The sequence below is a fragment of the Acidimicrobiia bacterium genome, from assembly GCA_030584185.1.
In the GTDB taxonomy this organism is placed as follows: Bacteria; Actinomycetota; Acidimicrobiia; order Spongiisociales; family UBA11373.
This window is the reverse complement of record CP129495.1, coordinates 1,233,420-1,247,835: the sequence shown is the minus strand read 5'-3', so window position 1 is coordinate 1,247,835 and position 14,416 is coordinate 1,233,420. Positions and strand designations below refer to the sequence as shown.

The following is a 14,416-nucleotide window of genomic DNA, read 5'->3' as shown; positions in this document are numbered from 1 at the left end:
GAGAACCGGCGCTCAGGCGGGGACCGCTCGCCCGCGGGCCCAGGCGCGCAGCGCCGACACCTCCTCGGCGCGGCTGCGGGAGAGGGGCACCGTCGACTTGACCTCGGCGAGCAGGTCGTCGTCGGACGGGAGGGCGTCGGCTGCGAAGGCCCGATAGAGGGCCCCGATCACGACGGCCTGGATCTCCGCACCGGAGAATCCCTCCATCGCCTCGGCGAGGAGGTCCAGATCGAAGCGACCCGGATCATGGCCCCGCGATTCGAGTTCACCGCGAAGGATGGCGAGGCGGGCGTCGAGTTCGGGCAGGTCGACGAAGAACACCTCGTCGAAGCGGCCCTTGCGCAGAAGCTCTGGGGGCAGGGCCGACACGTCGTTGGCGGTGGCGGCCACGAACACACCGTCGGGCCGGTCCTGCAGCCACCGCAGGAACGTCCCCAGGATGCGCGTCGACACGCCGGAGTCGCCGTCACCGGCTGCGAAGCCCTTCTCGATCTCGTCGATCCACAGGACGCTGGGCGCCATCGCCGTCGCCGCCTCCAGGGCACGCTCCAGCCGCTGCTCGGACTCGCCCACGTACTTGCGGTACAGACGAGCCGGATCGAGCAGCAACAGAGGAACGCCCCAGGTGGCGGCCAGGGTCTTGGCGACGAACGACTTGCCGCAGCCGGGGATCCCGGTGAGCAGCACCCCGCGCGGCGGGTCGATCCCCAGATCCCTGGCGCGGGCCGAGCCGACGGCGGCCCCGCGTGTCGCCAGCCAGGTTTTGAGGCCGTTCAGGCCGGCGACCGCATCGAGCTTCCGATGCTCGCTCTCGATCAGTTCCAGCACGCCGTCGAGTCCGAGACCGGAGAATCGCTCGGCGTTGACCCGCGACAGGTCGTCGGAGTCGAGCCGTCCGTCCACGAGCACGGCACGTTGCAGGGCTCTATCCGCCGCCGCCAGGTCGAGTCCGCGCAGTGAGGCTGCAAGGGCATCCAGGCCGGCGTCGTCGAGGAGGATGGCGTGCCCGCGCCTGGCGAGGTGGTTGACGGTGCGACGGACGAGTTGCTTGAGTGCCGCCACGTCGGGTGGCTGCAGCTCCCAGGCGGTGGCGATCGGCTCCAGCTCGACGGGGATGCTGCGCTCCGGCCCGGTGATCACGATCGTCTGCAGCGGCCGCAGCCGGGCCGATGCGTCCTTGACGGCCCGGACCACCACCGGATCGGCGAGAGCGTGGTGACCGTCGGCGAACACGAACACCCCGGGTTCGGTGAGGTCGCATACAAGGGCGAGCGCCGTTACCGGATCGCGGGTGCCGTACTGGGGTCCGTGACCCTCCCGGGCAAGTCCCGAGGCCGCCGTCCACACCCAGACGGGTGCCCCGACCGAACCCGCCTCGCGTCGGAGCAGGTCGAGGAACCGGGTCTCATCTCGCACCACGGCAAACACCAGAGGGTGGGCCGAGCCGAGGAGCACTCGCAGGTCGGCGGCGTTGTCCATCGGCCTTCTCATCGGCCCGTCGCCGCCCGGGGTGTAGCCGTAGCATCCGCCCACGTCGAGGAAGGGAAGCGAGTGTTCACCGATTTCAAGAAGTTCCTGATGCGCGGAAACCTGATCGAGATCGCGGTGGGCCTGGTGCTCGCCGTGGCCTTCACCGCCGTGGTCAACGCCCTGGTCGAGGGGATGCTGATGCCGCTGATTGCAGCCATCGTGGGCGAGCCGTCGTTCGACGGGCTCACCTTCGAGATCAACGACGCCGTGTTCCACTACGGCAGGTTCCTGACCCAGGTGACCAACTTCGTGTTGGTGGCGGCGGCACTGTTCTTCCTCGTGGTGAGGCCGGTGAACGCCCTGATCGCCCGAACCGGGCGCCCAGCCGGCGAAGGGGAATGACTCCGCGCGATTGGGCGTTCCCCGGGGAAGGAAGCAAGGAGCGTTCATGGCCAAGGCGGTCTGGAGGGGTGTGGCGATAGCCGAGAGCGACGACACGGTCGTCGTCGACGGGTACCACTACTTCCCCGAAGCGTCGGTGAACCAGGACCTGCTCGCTCCGAGCGACCGGTCTTCGGTCTGCCACTGGAAGGGAGCCGCCCGATACCACGACGTCGTCGTAGGTGGCGAGACGCTTCCTGCGGCCGCCTGGTACTACCCGGATCCCTCCCCGGCAGCCATGAGGGTCGCCGGACGCATCGCCTTCTGGCGGGGCGTCGAGGTGCAGGCCTGAGCGTGTGACGCCATCCTCCCTGGCGTTTGGGGGCCCCGGCCACCGGCCGGGGCCCCTTCGCGTCCGCAGCTCGGCAGCGGTCAGCGGAGGCGCACGATCGGCCCGGCGGAGAACGGGTCCACGAGGTCGACTCCCATCTCGCGGTACACCGAGCGATGGACCGAGATGTCGGCCAGATACAGCGCCCCGACGATGTGCGGTGCCGCCTCGAGGCCGGTCTTGGGTAGGGCCAGGGTGAGCGTGGCATCGGCGACGACGCATGGGTCGCCCACCCGACCGGTGGTGGCGTCGAGACCGGAGGGCACGTCGAGCGCCAGGACCGGGGCGGGCTGGCCGTTGGCCCAGGCGATCAGGTCGGCGGCCCGCCCCCGCGGGTCACCTGTCAACGAGTAGCCGATCAGGGCGTCTATCACCAGGTCGGCGGCCTCCGGCTCGTCGGTGATGCGCACCCCCATCCTTTCGAGGATGTCGTACTGACGGCGAGGCACCTCGGTCATCACGCCGGGCGGACGGCCGGTGGTCACCGTCACCGTCACGCCGCGGTTCGCCAGATGGCGGGCGGCGACCAGGCCGCCGCCACCGTTGCCGCCGCTGCCGGCCAGGATCGCCACCGTGTCGAACCGGTATCTGCGCCGGGCGAGGGCGGCGAGTTGCAGGCCCGCGTTCTCCATCATCCGCGGCAGGTCGATGCCGAGCTGGTCGATCATGATCTCGTCGACCCGGCGCATCTGGTGGGCGGAGATCGCGGGGACCCCGCCCACCAGGGGGATGGTCATCGGTCGAGCAGGTCGCCGCGGGGCAGGTCGGGCAGATTTCGCCTGCCTCCCATGACCGACGGCGGTCTCTCGCCTGCGGCATTCCGCTGCTCGGCCTCGCCGAGAAGACGCCGCAGGCGGCTCACCTGATGCTGCAGGCGCTCGATCTCATCGCGCAGTTCGATGATCCGCTTGACCCCCTCCAGGTTGACCCCTTCGGCGGTGAGCTCCTGGATGAGGCCGAGCTGCTCCAGGTCGCGGTCGGAGTAGCGCCGGGTTCCACCCGGGGTGCGGTACGGGTTGAGCAGTCCACGCCGCTCGTAGATGCGCAGTGTCTGGGGATGAACCCCGCCCAGCTCGGCGGCCACCGAGATGATGTACACGGCTTCTTGGGAATCGCTGACCATGGTCACACCCCCAGGTGGGTCGGGCTGGCTTCTGTCTCCAGGGCTCGCAGGCGCTCGAGCAGCTCGCGCTGGTCGGGATCGACCTGCTGGGGAATCTGTACCTCCACGGCGACCAGGAGGTCGCCGGTGCCGCGTGGCGTCTCGATGCCCTTGCCCTTGGCGCGCAGCACGGTGCCGTGCTGGGTCCCCGGCGGGACCTTGAGGGTCACGGTGCCGGTCAGGTTGGGCACGGTGATGGTGGTCCCCAGGACGGCGTCGGGGTAGGAGATGGGTGCCTTCACCTTGAGGTTGCGTCCGAGGCGGGTGAACACCGGGTGGTCGGCGACCCGAACCCGGACATAAAGGTCACCGGCCGGCCCGCCGCTGCGCCCGGGCTCCCCCCTGCCCCGGACCCTGATCCGGGCACCGTCGTCGACGGCAGACGGGATCTTCACCGTCACCTCGCTTCGCCGGCCACCCCGGTCGACCGCGACCTTGCGGGTGACGCCTTCGATGGCCTCGTGAAATGAGAGCCGAATCTCCGACTCCAGATCGGCGCCGGGCTGTGGCCGGCGGGTTCGCCCACCGCCGAAGATGTCGCCGAACCCGCCGAATCCGGCTCTGCCCAGGAGGTCTCCCAGGTCGCCCAGGTCCTCTACGTGGACGTACTGGGTCTGTCCTCCGGGGCCTCCGGCGTAGGCGCCTCGACTGAAGGCCTCGCGCACCCTGTCGTACTCGGCGCGATCCTTGGGGTCGGAGAGGACCTGATACGCCTCGCCCACCTCCTTGAATCGGGCCTCGGCCCCGGCATCCCCGGGGTTGTTGTCCGGGTGGTACTTCTGCGCCAAGGCCCGGTATGCCTTCTTGATCTCCTTGGCGGGCGCGTCGCGACTCACGCCGAGCACCTCGTAGTAGTCGCGCTCCAGCCACTCGCGCCTTGGGGTCACATCGTCTCCGGTTCCTCTGACGGGTCGGAGGCGGTAACCGCCACCAGTGCCGGCCGGATGACCCGCCCCCGCATCAGATAGCCGCGGCGGAGCTCTTCGCCGACCACCAGATGGCCGGTTCCGCCGCCGGCCACCGCCTCGTGGACCTCGGGATCGAACGGCTTCCCGGTCGCGCCCACGACCTCCAGGCCTTCGGCCCTGAGGACGTCGAGCAGCTGCTGATGGGTGGAGCGGATACCGGCCTGCAACTTTTCGGCGGCCGGGGTGTCCACCTCGACGCTCAAGGCGGAGTCGAACGAGTCGAGCACCGGGAGCAGCCTCTCCACCAGCCGCTGTGAGGCCCTGGCGATCAGATCCTCTCGCTCCCGTGCGGTCCGCTTGCGAAAGTTCTCGAAGTCGGCTGCCACCCGCCGCAGGTCGTCGAGAAGAGCCGCCGCCTCGGGGGGCGCTCCGTTCTCATCGGATGAACCGCCGAGGTCGATCTCGGGGAGGTCGACGACTTCGCCGACCACCACCTCGTCGGCGGTCTCGTCGGCCGTGCTCACGAGCCCTCGCCCTCCTCGACGATCTCGGCCTCGACGACGTCGTCGTCGTCACCGGCCGGCACCTCGGCCTGAGTCGCCTCGTAGATCTTCTGCCCCAGGACCTGGGCTGCGCCGAGCAGGTCGTCGGTGGCCGAGTCCAGATCGCTGGCCTCGACAGCCGGATCCTCGAGCAGCTTCTTGAGGGCCGCCACCTTGTCGTCCACGGCGGCGCGCTCTTCGGCGGAGAGCTTGTCTCCGTGCTCCTCGAGCTGGGCCCCGACCTGGTAGCCGGCGTGGTCGGCCCGGTTGCGGGCGTCCGCCAGCAGGCGTCGGGCGTGATCCTCGTTGGCGTGTGCCTCGGCCTCCCGGACCATCTCCTCTATCTTGTCCTTGGGCAGTGCGGTGCCCCCGGTGATCGTGATCTGCTGGGTCTTGCCGGTGCCCAGGTCCTTGGCCGACACGGCCACGATGCCGTTGGCGTCGATGTCGAAGGTCACCTCGATCTGAGGCACCCCGCGTCGCGCCGGAGCGATGCCCGTCAGGTTGAACCGGCCCAGGCTGGCGTTGCGATCCGCCATCTCGGACTCGCCCTGGAGCACGTGGACCTCCACCTCGGGCTGATTGTCCGCCGCGGTGGTGAAGATCTCGGAACGGCGCGTCGGGATGGTGGTGTTGCGCTCGATCATCTTGGTGAACACGCCGCCCATGGTCTCGATGCCGAGGGTGAGCGGGGTGACATCGAGCAGGAGGATGTCCTTGACGTCGCCCTTGAGCACTCCCGCCTGCAGGGCGGCGCCGGCGGCGACCACCTCGTCTGGGTTGACGCCCTTGTGCGGCTCCTTGCCGGTCAGCGACTTGACGAGGTCCTGCACCGCAGGCATGCGGGTCGAGCCGCCGACGAGGATGACATGGTCGATGTCCGACACCTTGATCCCGGCGTCTTTGATCGCCTGCTCCACCGGCTTGCGGGTGGACTCGACGAGGTCCTTGGTGATCCGGTCGAACTCGGAGCGGGTCAGCGTCGCCTGGAGGTGCAGCGGCTGCATGTTCCCCTCGGCGTCAGGAGTTGCGGTGACGAACGGCAGGTTGATGTCGGTGGAGGCGACCTGGGACAGCTCGATCTTCGCCTTCTCCGCCGCCTCCTTGAGGCGCTGCAGGGCCATCTTGTCCTTGGACAGATCGACGCCGTGCTCGTCCTTGAACTGCTTGGCGATCCAGTCGATGACCCGCTGGTCCCAGTCGTCGCCGCCCAGGCTGGTGTTTCCTGCGGTCGCCTTCACCTCGAAGACGCCCTCGCCGATCTCGAGCACCGAGACGTCGAAGGTGCCCCCACCGAGGTCGTAGACCAGGATCGTCTGATCCTGCCCCTCCTTGTCGAGCCCGTAGGCCAGGGAGGCGGCGGTTGGCTCGTTGATGATCCGCAGGACCTCGAGCCCGGCGATCTGTCCGGCCTCCTTGGTGGCCTGGCGCTGGGCGTCGCCGAAGTAGGCGGGAACTGTGATCACGGCCTGCGTGACCGGCGATCCCAGATAGGCCTCGGCGTCCCGCTTCAGCTTCATCAGGATGCGGGCACTGATCTCCTGAGGGCTGTACGACTTGGCGTCGATCTCGATGGACCAGTCGGTGCCCATGTGGCGCTTCACCGAGCGGACCGTGCGGTCCGGGTTGGTGATCGCCTGGCGCTTGGCCACTTCGCCGACCAGCACCTCTCCGCCCTTGGAGAAGGCGACGACGGATGGCGTGGTGCGCGCCCCTTCGGCGTTGGCGACGATTGTGGGCTCGCCGCCCTCGTAGACGGCGACCACGGAGTTTGTGGTGCCGAGATCGATTCCGACTGCTCGCGACATGATGCTCCTCTTGATCCGATGGGCGCGGCGACGCCTTCCGGGTATGTTCTTAGTGTCTGCGTAGTGTAGAACCTGAGTGACTCGTTATCAATTCCCGGACACTCTACCGCTATTCCAGGCGCCCCCTCCGGTCCTTCGGGCCACCTCCCCCTTCGGGGGAGGGCATGTCGTCAGACCCATGGAGCCGATGGTCCCCGCCCGACAGGCCTGGCTCCCGGATCACCCACCTCTACTCTGCACACGATGCTGCTCGCCATCGCCGCCGTAGCGTTCGGAGTCCTGCTGCTCGCCTACGCCGCCGATCAGTTCGTGATCGGTGCCGCCGCACTCGCTCGGCTGCTCCGTGTGCCGGCGGTGGTGGTCGGCGTGGTAGTGGTCGGGTTCGGTACGAGTGCACCCGAACTGCTGGTCTCGCTGCTGGCGGCCGGCCAGGGCAGGGTCGAGGTGGCAGCGGGCAACGTGCTCGGTTCGAACCTGGCCAACCTCTCCCTCCTCCTAGGTATCGGTGCACTGATCACACCGCTCACTGTGACCTCCGGGGTTGTGCGGCGCGAGGCCCCCCTGGCGCTGGTGGCGACGGGTGGCCTCGGCCTGGCGATGCAGGTGCCGAACAGGCTCTTGGGAGCACTTCTCGTCGCGGCGATGGTGATCGTGGTGGTTGTCCTCCTGAAGTCGGCCATGAGTGGGCGCGACCCCGTCGGTCTCGAGCTCGACGACCTGGTCACGCCGGCCGTGCGAACGACCCGTGTCGAGGTGCTGCGCACCGGCCTGGGCCTGGTGGGCACCCTTGCCGGTGCCCAGGCCCTGCTCTGGGGGGCATTGGACCTGGCGGGACGGGCGGGGCTCTCCGAGGGGTTCGTCGGTTTGACCATGGTGGCGGTCGGGACTTCGCTCCCGGAGTTGGTGACCGTGGTGCAGTCGGCCCGTCGCCATGAGACCGACCTCGTCCTGGGAAACCTTCTCGGCAGCAACCTGTTCAACGCCCTGTTCGTGGGAGGCCTGGCAATGACGGTGGAACCGGCACTCGTCGATGACGTCTCGGTACGGGTGACCGCAGTGATCGCCGCCACCGTGTGCTCCGTGATCGTGTGGTGGTTCCTCCACACCGGTCGGCGGGTGAGCAGGGTCGAGGCGGTGGCCCTGATCGTCGGGTACTTCGCCGTCGTTCCGGTGTTCGTCTGAGCGGACGGAGGCGCCGCCACGATCACCCATCGCTTGCGACGGTCGTGGGCATAGCCTCATTCCATGGCACACCCGTTTCTGCCGCCGATCACCCCGGTGGAGGCTCGCACCCGGGATGCCATCCCGGAAGGCGACTGGGCATATGAGCCCAAGTGGGACGGCTTCAGGGCGATCGCCTGGAGCGTGCCGGTGCGCCTCGACTCCCGCAACCACAAGCCGCTGCTCCGCTACTTCCCGGAGTTGGGGCCGTCGCTCGAGGGTCTGCCTGCCGGCACCGTGGTCGACGGTGAGGTAGTGGTGGTCAAGGGCGACCGACTCGACTTCGATGGCCTCCAGAACCGGATCCATCCGGCGACGTCGCGGATCGAGAGGCTGTCACTGGAGACCCCAGCGGACCTGGTCGCCTTCGACCTGCTGGCGGTGGGGGGCGAGGACCTGAGGGGCGAGCCGTTCACGCGCCGCAGGGCGGAGCTCGAATCCTTGTTCCCCATGCCAGGTAGGTGGCACCTGACGCCTTCCACCGTTGACCGCACCGTCGCCGAGCGCTGGTTCGACGAGCTTGAGGCGTCGGGCTGCGACGGGATCGTGGCCAAGGCGATCGACGCTCCTTACCGGGAGGGTGAGCGGGCGATGGTGAAGGTGAAGCATCGGCGAACCGTGGACTGCGTGGTCGGCGGCTATCGCCTCCACACCGTCGGTACGGGCGTGGGCTCGATCCTGCTCGGTCTGTACGCCGGGGCCGGGTTGCACTTCATCGGACATTGCTCCGGGTTCCCGGCGAGCGATCGGGTGGCGATCATGGAGCGGCTCGAGGGGATGGTTGCCGCCGACGCGTTCGGTCCCGACGGTGCGGTGCGGCGGCCTGGCGCCGAGAGCAGGTGGAGCGGGGACAAGGACCTTTCGTGGGTGCCGGTCCGACCGGAGCTGGTCGTCGAGGTCTCATACGACCAGCTGACAGGGGGCCGCTTCCGGCACGCCACCAGGTTCGAGCGCTGGCGACCCGACAAGGAGGCAAGGGACTGCACCATGGAACAGTTGCAGCGTCCGTCTGGCCTGGGATTCTCGGCGGTGGTGGGGGCCTGAGCGCCGTCTTCCTCCCTTGCCTCATAGGGGGGAGTCCGGCGAAGCCGGGAGGGGGCAGAAGCAACGGCGGTCCATACCCGAGCCTGCCATGAGCCGTGTCGCGGGTTGCCCCCTTCGGCCCTTCGGGCCACCTCCCCCTGCGGGGGAGGGAACGCGGCGCATGCCTGGTCGCGTCTGTGCCCCTTTCGGCCCTTCGGGTCACCTCCCGAGGAGGGCATGTCGACCTCCCGGGCCGGTGTTTCCTCCCCCCGTAGGGGGGAGTCCGGCGAAGCCGGGAGGGGGCAGAAGCAACGGCGGTCCATACCCGAGCCTGCCATGAGCCGTGTCGCGCCTGTGCCCCCTCCGGCCCTCCGGGCCACCTCCCCCTTCGGGGGAGGCAACGCGGCACATGCCGTGTCGCGCCTGTGCCCCCTCCGGCCCTCCGGGCCACCTCCCCCTTCGGGGGAGGCAACGCGGCACATGCCTGGTCGCGTCTGTGCCCCCTTCGGCCCTTCGGGCCACCTCCCCCTGCGGGGGAGGCAACGCGGCACATGCCTGGTCGCGTCTGTGCCCCCTTCGGCCCTTCGGGCCACCTCCCCCTGCGGGGGAGGGAACGCGGCACATGCCTGGTCGCGTCTGTGCCCCCTTCGGCCCTTCGGGCCACCGCCCGGGGAGGGCATGTCGTCCCTCCTGCCCGGTGTTTTCTCCCCCCGTAGGGGGGAGTCCGGCGAAGCCGGGAGGGGGGCAGAAGCAACGGCGGTCCATACCCGAGCCTGCCATGAGCCGTGTCGCGTCTGTGCCCCCTCCGGCCCTTCGGGTCACCTCCCGGGTGAGGGCATGTCGCCAGACCTACGCTGCGTCTTGCCCCGGTGGTCCGTTGCTTCCACCAGGTTGGTGGCTCACTTCTCGGGTCGACGGCGGCTCGGCTGGACGCGCATAGGCTCCCCGGGCATCTTCGGGAAGTGAGGTGGCCAGGGGGCGTCCCCCAAGCCCCGATCCTCGTCGGCATCGACCATCCGCATCACCGGCGAGAGGTCTCCGGAGGCCGCGTCGATTCCGGCGGTCACGTCGCCGACAGCCTCCCATCGGGAGGCGAACTCTGGAATGGTCATCGCCGTCGGGTCGATCGTGTCCAGTTCCCCCCATGCGAACGGCGTCGACACCAGGCCGGTGTGGCGCACCGAGTACGCCGAGGCGACGGTACGGTCCGGGCCGTTCTGGTTGTAGTCGATGAACACCCCGGAGCGCTCCTCCTTCCACCACGCCGTGGTGACCAGGTCGGTGCGTCGCTCCAACTCCCTCGCCAACGCAAGGCCGGCACGCCTCACCTGGAACTGATCCCAGAGAGGCTCGATCCTCACGTAGACGTGGATGCCACGCGATCCGGAGGTCTTGGGCCAGCCGATCAGGCCAATCTCCTCGAGGAGGACTCGGAGTTCCCCGGCGACTGCGCTGCAGTGCTCGAAGCCGAACCCCGGGGTCGGGTCTAGGTCGAACCGGAGCTCGTCGGGATGGTCGAGGTCGGAGATGCGAACGTTCCACGGGTTCAGGTCGATGACCCCGAGCTGCACCTGCTCCACGATGTCGGTGGCGTCCTCGACGTAGGGCATCACCCCGAACCGAGCGGATGGGAACCGGACCGGGTGGGAGTGGGTGATCGCCCCTGGTGCCCGCTTGGTGAAGAAGAAGTCGTGTGACGCTCCTCCTGGCCAGCGCTTCAGGGAGGTCGGCCTCCGCCACACCCCTCGCACGGCACCGGGGGCACACCGGAGGTAGTGGCCCACCAGATCGAGCTTGGTGATCCCGGTCTCGGGGAAGAGCACGCGCTCGGGGCTGGAAACCCGCACGGTGCGCCCCGCCACCTCGACCCGGGTCTCGCTCACCCGCCCAGGCTATCCGCCGTCTTCGGCAACGGGGCATCACCGAGGCGACCGAGCCGGCGGAACGCCTAGGCGACGGAAGCTGCGATCAGGTCCCGCTCGCGCCACAGGTGTGCGGTGTGGCCGGAGTCGGCACCTCCATCTCCGATCCGCGCCAGCGATGGTCGCGCAACTCGGTGGTGGCGTCGGTGTGCACGAAGCCGCCGTTGACTTGGGCGGGGAGCGTCCCCACCGCAAGGCGCGGTGGCGGCCCGACATGACACCGGTTGCCGGCTCGGGAGGGCGGCCTCCCCGAGATGTGTGGGGGCTTCCGGGGGGCAGGGCCGGTCCGTCCGGCCCCACCCCCTCTCACCGGGCGCTCAGAACGAGGTCACATTCAGGTCGCCGTTGGTGGCGTCGTAGTAGGAGACGACCGGATTGCCGGCCGGGTCGAGCACCAGCGACGAGTCCCAGCCGACGGTGGCGGTGTTGTCCACGGTGACGATCGACTCGCCACCACCCGAACAGTTCGCGTCGTCACACTGCGCCACCTTCAGGGCCGAGTTGGTGAGGTCGTAGTAGGAGATCACCGGGTTCCCGGCGGAATCGAGCACCAGCGACGTGTACCAGCCGACATCGGCGGTGTTGTCCACCGTGACGATCGAATCGCCACCACTCGAACAGTTCGCGTCGTTGCAGTGCGCCAGCTTCAACGAGGTGTTGGCGTTGTCGTAGTAGGAGATCACCGGGTACCCGGTGGAGTCGAGCACCAGCGACGTGTACCGGCCGAGCTCGGCATCGTTGTCCACGGTGACGAGCGAATCGCCACCACTCGAACAGTTCGCGTCGTTGCAGTGCGCCAGCTTCAACGAGGAGTTCGAGGAGTCGTAGTAGGAGATCACCGGGTTCCCGGCGGCGTCGAGAACCAGCGACGGGGTGTAGCCGACATCGGCGGTGTTGTCCACGGTGACGATCGACTCGCCGCCACCCGAACAGTTCGCATCGTCACAGTGCGCCAGCTTCAACGAGGCGCTGGTGACGTCGTGGTAGGCGATCACCGGGTTCCCGGAGGAGTCGAGCACCAGCGACGTGTACCAGCCGAGATTGGCGGTGTTGTCCACGGTGACGATCGACTCGCCACCACTCGAACAGTTCGGGTCGTTGCAGTGTGCCAGCTTCAACGAAGTGTTGGTGGCGTCGTAGTAGGCGATCACCGGGTACCCAGAAGAATCCAAAGCCAGCGACGTGTAGTAGCCGAGATTGGCGGTGTTGTCCACGGTGACGATCGACTCGCCACCACCCGAACACGCCGGGTCGTCACAGTGCGCCAGCTTCAACGACGTGTTGGTGGAGTCGTGATAGGAGATCACCGGGTTGCCGAAGGCGTCCAGAGCGATCGACGTGTAAGCGCCGACGGTCCCGGTCGAGTCGACCTCCTGGGTGCTCCAGTTCCCCGACAGCTCCGGACGACACACCACACCCTGGCGGTCGCGTCCCGCCATCACCTCACCCTCGGCGCACGGAAACGCCTGCTGCGAGATCGCAGCCGCAGTCGCATACCGGTTCGAACCCGACACCCGGATCACGGTCGGACCGAACGACAGGCCCTTCAGCGTGTTCTCCACCGTCGTCGAGACCGCTGCCGTGCCCCCGACGATCACGATCAGCCTGGGCTCGAGCCGGTTCAGCTCGGTTGTGGTCTGCGACGGCACCGAGTCGGTTTGGACCAGCAGGATCGGCCCGCTGCCCAAAGCAGCCGCAGGGCCCGCACCCAGGGCGTCTGGGAAGTTGGTCCCGGTGGCGATGTAAGCCACGTCGGCGCCACGGGGATCCGGCGAATCCGCACCCGCCACCCCAAACCCCACCAGGATCATCAACACCACGAGCAGGACACGAACCGGCGCCATCGGCCGGATGGACGAACGAGCTGACATGGCAGTCTCCTGACTGCCCCCTCCCTGTGAGTGCGCCCCTGTGCGTCCCGGCAGGCTACGCAACCAGAACCCGTCGCGTCGCCACAACCCCCAAGGGGTGGAGCCGGCCCGTCCGACCCCACCCCCGCTCACCGGGCGCTCAGTAGGAGGCGACCCGGAGGTCGAGGCCGCTGCCGTCGTAGTAGGCGACGACCGGGTTGCCTCCAGGGTCGAGCACCAGCGAGGTGTACCAGCCGACGTCACCGGTCGAGTCGGCCGTGACGATCTTCCTGGACGTGCAGGTCGCGTTCGAGCATCGCACCAGCTTCAGATCCTGGTTGGTGAGGTCGTAGTAGGAGATCAACGGGTTCCCGGTGGGGTCGAGCACCAGAGACGATTCGAAGCCGACGGTGCCGGCCGAGTCCACCGTGGTGAGCGTCTTGGTCGTGCAGGTCGCGTTGGAGCAGCGGGCCACCATCAGGTCGGCCTCTATGGCGTCGTAGTAGGAGATCACCGGGAAGCCCGATGCATCCAGCGCCAGCGATGTGTAGGAGCCGAGGCCGGCGGCAGCATCCACGGTGGTGAGCGTCTTTGTCGTGCAGGTCGCGTTGGAGCAGCGGGCCAGCTCCAGGCTCCCGAACGCGGCGTCGAGGTAGGAGATCACCGGGAGCCCGGCCGCGTCCAACACCAGCGACGTGTACCAGCCGACGTTGTCGGTCGTGTCGACCGTGGTCCGTGTGCTGGTGGTGCAGTTGGCGTCCTCGCAGCGGGCAAGCTTCAGGTCCGTGCTGGTGTAGTCGAAGTAGGAGATCACCGCGTTTCCGGATGCGTTCAACACCAGCGACGTGAACCAGCCCGCGTGGTCGGGGTCCACCGTCGTGAGCGTCTTGCTGGTGCAATTGAGGTTCGAGCACCGGGCCAGCTTCAGATCGCCGTTGCTTTCGTCGTGGTAGGAGATCACCGGGAACCCGGACCCGTCCAACGCCAGTGACGGGTATTTCCCGACGAAGCCGGACGAATCAACAGTCGTGAGCGTCTTGCCAGTGCAGCCGGCATCATGACAGCGGGCCAGCTCGAGATCATGGTTGGTGGCGTCGTAGTAGGCGATCACCGGGTTGCCGAAGGCGTCCAGAGCCAGCGACGGGTACCAGCCGACGGTCCCGGTCGAGTCGACCGTCTGGGTGTTCCACATCCCCGACAACGCCGGGCGGCACACCACACCGCTGCGGTCTCGTCCCGCCATCACCTCACCATCGGCACACGGAAACGCCTGCTGCGAGATCGCAGCCGCGGTCGCATACCGGTTCGAACCCGACACCCGGATCACGGTCGGACCGAACGACAGGGCCTTCAGCGTGTTCTCCACCGTCGTCGATACCACCGCCGTGCCCCCGACGATCACGATCAGCCTGGGCTCGAGCCGGTTCAGCTCGGTTGTGGTCTGCGACGGCACCGAGTCGGTTTGGACCAGCAGGATCGGGCCGTTGCCAAGTGCAGCCACAGGGCCCGCACCCAGCGCGTCGGGGAAGTTGGTCCCGGTGGCGATGTAAGCCACCTCGGCGCCGCGGGGATCCGGCGAATCCGCCACCGCCACCCGGTACAGCAACCCGACCAGAGCCGTCACCACCACCACCGCCAGGACGAGAACCGGGCCCGTCTGCCGGATCGACACGCGCGCGGGCATCGCAGCCTCCTGTCTCGACCCGGGATCGGGTCATCTCGACGGCGGAGACTAGGC

The 14,416-nt window shown here is 68.4% G+C and carries 13 protein-coding genes; 4 read left to right on the top strand and 9 right to left on the bottom strand.

Going from position 1 to position 14,416, the window contains the following annotated elements:
* Window positions 1–12 precede the first annotated feature (12 nt).
* The gene (locus QY307_06310; protein WKZ81715.1) at window positions 13–1,533 is read right to left on the bottom strand and encodes an AAA family ATPase; all 1,521 of its coding nucleotides are present in this window, start codon (window positions 1,531–1,533) and stop codon (window positions 13–15) included.
* 18 nt (window positions 1,534–1,551) lie between these two features.
* On the opposite strand from QY307_06310, the gene mscL reads away from it, so the two are divergent.
* On the top strand, window positions 1,552–1,872 hold the full coding sequence (gene mscL / locus QY307_06305; protein WKZ81714.1) for a large conductance mechanosensitive channel protein MscL: 321 nt from the start codon (window positions 1,552–1,554) through the stop codon (window positions 1,870–1,872).
* Between the two features lie 46 nt (window positions 1,873–1,918).
* A complete protein-coding gene (locus QY307_06300) occupies window positions 1,919–2,203 on the top strand; it encodes a DUF427 domain-containing protein (protein WKZ81713.1) in 285 nt (94 codons plus the stop codon).
* Window positions 2,204–2,283: 80 nt separating this feature from the next.
* Here QY307_06300 and QY307_06295 read toward each other — a convergent pair whose 3' ends face one another.
* From QY307_06295 to dnaK, 5 genes are read right to left on the bottom strand one after another with little or no spacing between them, the layout of a single operon-like run.
* Window positions 2,284–2,979 (bottom strand): NAD(P)H-hydrate epimerase, encoded by a 696-nt coding sequence (locus tag QY307_06295; protein WKZ81712.1) that lies wholly within the window; start codon window positions 2,977–2,979, stop codon window positions 2,284–2,286.
* Window positions 2,976–3,365, bottom strand: a complete 390-nt coding sequence (locus QY307_06290) for a helix-turn-helix transcriptional regulator (GenBank protein ID WKZ81711.1) — start codon at window positions 3,363–3,365, stop codon at window positions 2,976–2,978. Before QY307_06290 ends, QY307_06295 begins: the two co-directional genes overlap by 4 nt.
* 2 nt (window positions 3,366–3,367) lie before the next feature.
* Window positions 3,368–4,291, bottom strand: a complete 924-nt coding sequence (locus QY307_06285) for a DnaJ C-terminal domain-containing protein (protein ID WKZ81710.1) — start codon at window positions 4,289–4,291, stop codon at window positions 3,368–3,370.
* Window positions 4,288–4,836, bottom strand: coding sequence for a nucleotide exchange factor GrpE (locus QY307_06280; GenBank protein ID WKZ81709.1), 549 nt, complete (start codon window positions 4,834–4,836; stop codon window positions 4,288–4,290). Before QY307_06280 ends, QY307_06285 begins: the two co-directional genes overlap by 4 nt.
* The gene (gene dnaK, locus QY307_06275; protein ID WKZ81708.1) at window positions 4,833–6,662 is read right to left on the bottom strand and encodes a molecular chaperone DnaK; all 1,830 of its coding nucleotides are present in this window, start codon (window positions 6,660–6,662) and stop codon (window positions 4,833–4,835) included. The genes QY307_06280 and dnaK overlap by 4 nt, the downstream gene beginning before the upstream one ends.
* A gap of 243 nt (window positions 6,663–6,905) precedes the next feature.
* Between dnaK and QY307_06270 the strand changes: the two genes are divergently transcribed.
* Window positions 6,906–7,844, top strand: a complete 939-nt coding sequence (locus tag QY307_06270; protein WKZ81707.1) for a sodium:calcium antiporter — start codon at window positions 6,906–6,908, stop codon at window positions 7,842–7,844.
* A 63-nt stretch (window positions 7,845–7,907) separates the two neighbouring features.
* Window positions 7,908–8,927: an ATP-dependent DNA ligase gene (locus QY307_06265; GenBank protein WKZ81706.1), complete on the top strand. Its 1,020-nt coding sequence runs from the start codon at window positions 7,908–7,910 to the stop codon at window positions 8,925–8,927.
* 878 nt (window positions 8,928–9,805) lie between these two features.
* On the opposite strand, the gene QY307_06260 is transcribed toward QY307_06265, so the two are convergent.
* The 3 genes from QY307_06260 to QY307_06250 all read right to left on the bottom strand — a co-directional run bounded on the left by QY307_06260 (window position 9,806) and on the right by QY307_06250 (window position 14,362).
* On the bottom strand, window positions 9,806–10,789 hold the full coding sequence (locus QY307_06260) for an ATP-dependent DNA ligase (GenBank protein ID WKZ81705.1): 984 nt from the start codon (window positions 10,787–10,789) through the stop codon (window positions 9,806–9,808).
* Window positions 10,790–11,145: 356 nt separating this feature from the next.
* Window positions 11,146–12,699 carry a cell wall-binding repeat-containing protein gene (locus tag QY307_06255; GenBank protein WKZ81704.1) on the bottom strand — a complete coding sequence of 518 codons (1,554 nt, stop codon included), beginning with the start codon at window positions 12,697–12,699 and terminating at the stop codon, window positions 11,146–11,148.
* A gap of 139 nt (window positions 12,700–12,838) precedes the next feature.
* A complete protein-coding gene (locus QY307_06250) occupies window positions 12,839–14,362 on the bottom strand; it encodes a cell wall-binding repeat-containing protein (GenBank protein WKZ81703.1) in 1,524 nt (507 codons plus the stop codon).
* Between the last annotated feature and the right edge of the window lie 54 nt (window positions 14,363–14,416).

What these genes read in the sequence shown, in the direction of transcription:
- QY307_06250 (WKZ81703.1), bottom strand. Translation starts at nt 14,362, where the DNA reads ATGCCCGCGCGCGTGTCGATCCGGCAGACGGGCCCGGTTCTCGTCCTG.
- QY307_06300 (WKZ81713.1), top strand. Translation starts at nt 1,919, where the DNA reads ATGGCCAAGGCGGTCTGGAGGGGTGTGGCGATAGCCGAGAGCGACGAC.
- dnaK (WKZ81708.1), bottom strand. Translation starts at nt 6,662, where the DNA reads ATGTCGCGAGCAGTCGGAATCGATCTCGGCACCACAAACTCCGTGGTC.
- QY307_06290 (WKZ81711.1), bottom strand. Translation starts at nt 3,365, where the DNA reads ATGGTCAGCGATTCCCAAGAAGCCGTGTACATCATCTCGGTGGCCGCC.
- QY307_06295 (WKZ81712.1), bottom strand. Translation starts at nt 2,979, where the DNA reads ATGACCATCCCCCTGGTGGGCGGGGTCCCCGCGATCTCCGCCCACCAG.
- QY307_06270 (WKZ81707.1), top strand. Translation starts at nt 6,906, where the DNA reads ATGCTGCTCGCCATCGCCGCCGTAGCGTTCGGAGTCCTGCTGCTCGCC.
- QY307_06255 (WKZ81704.1), bottom strand. Translation starts at nt 12,699, where the DNA reads ATGTCAGCTCGTTCGTCCATCCGGCCGATGGCGCCGGTTCGTGTCCTG.
- QY307_06265 (WKZ81706.1), top strand. Translation starts at nt 7,908, where the DNA reads ATGGCACACCCGTTTCTGCCGCCGATCACCCCGGTGGAGGCTCGCACC.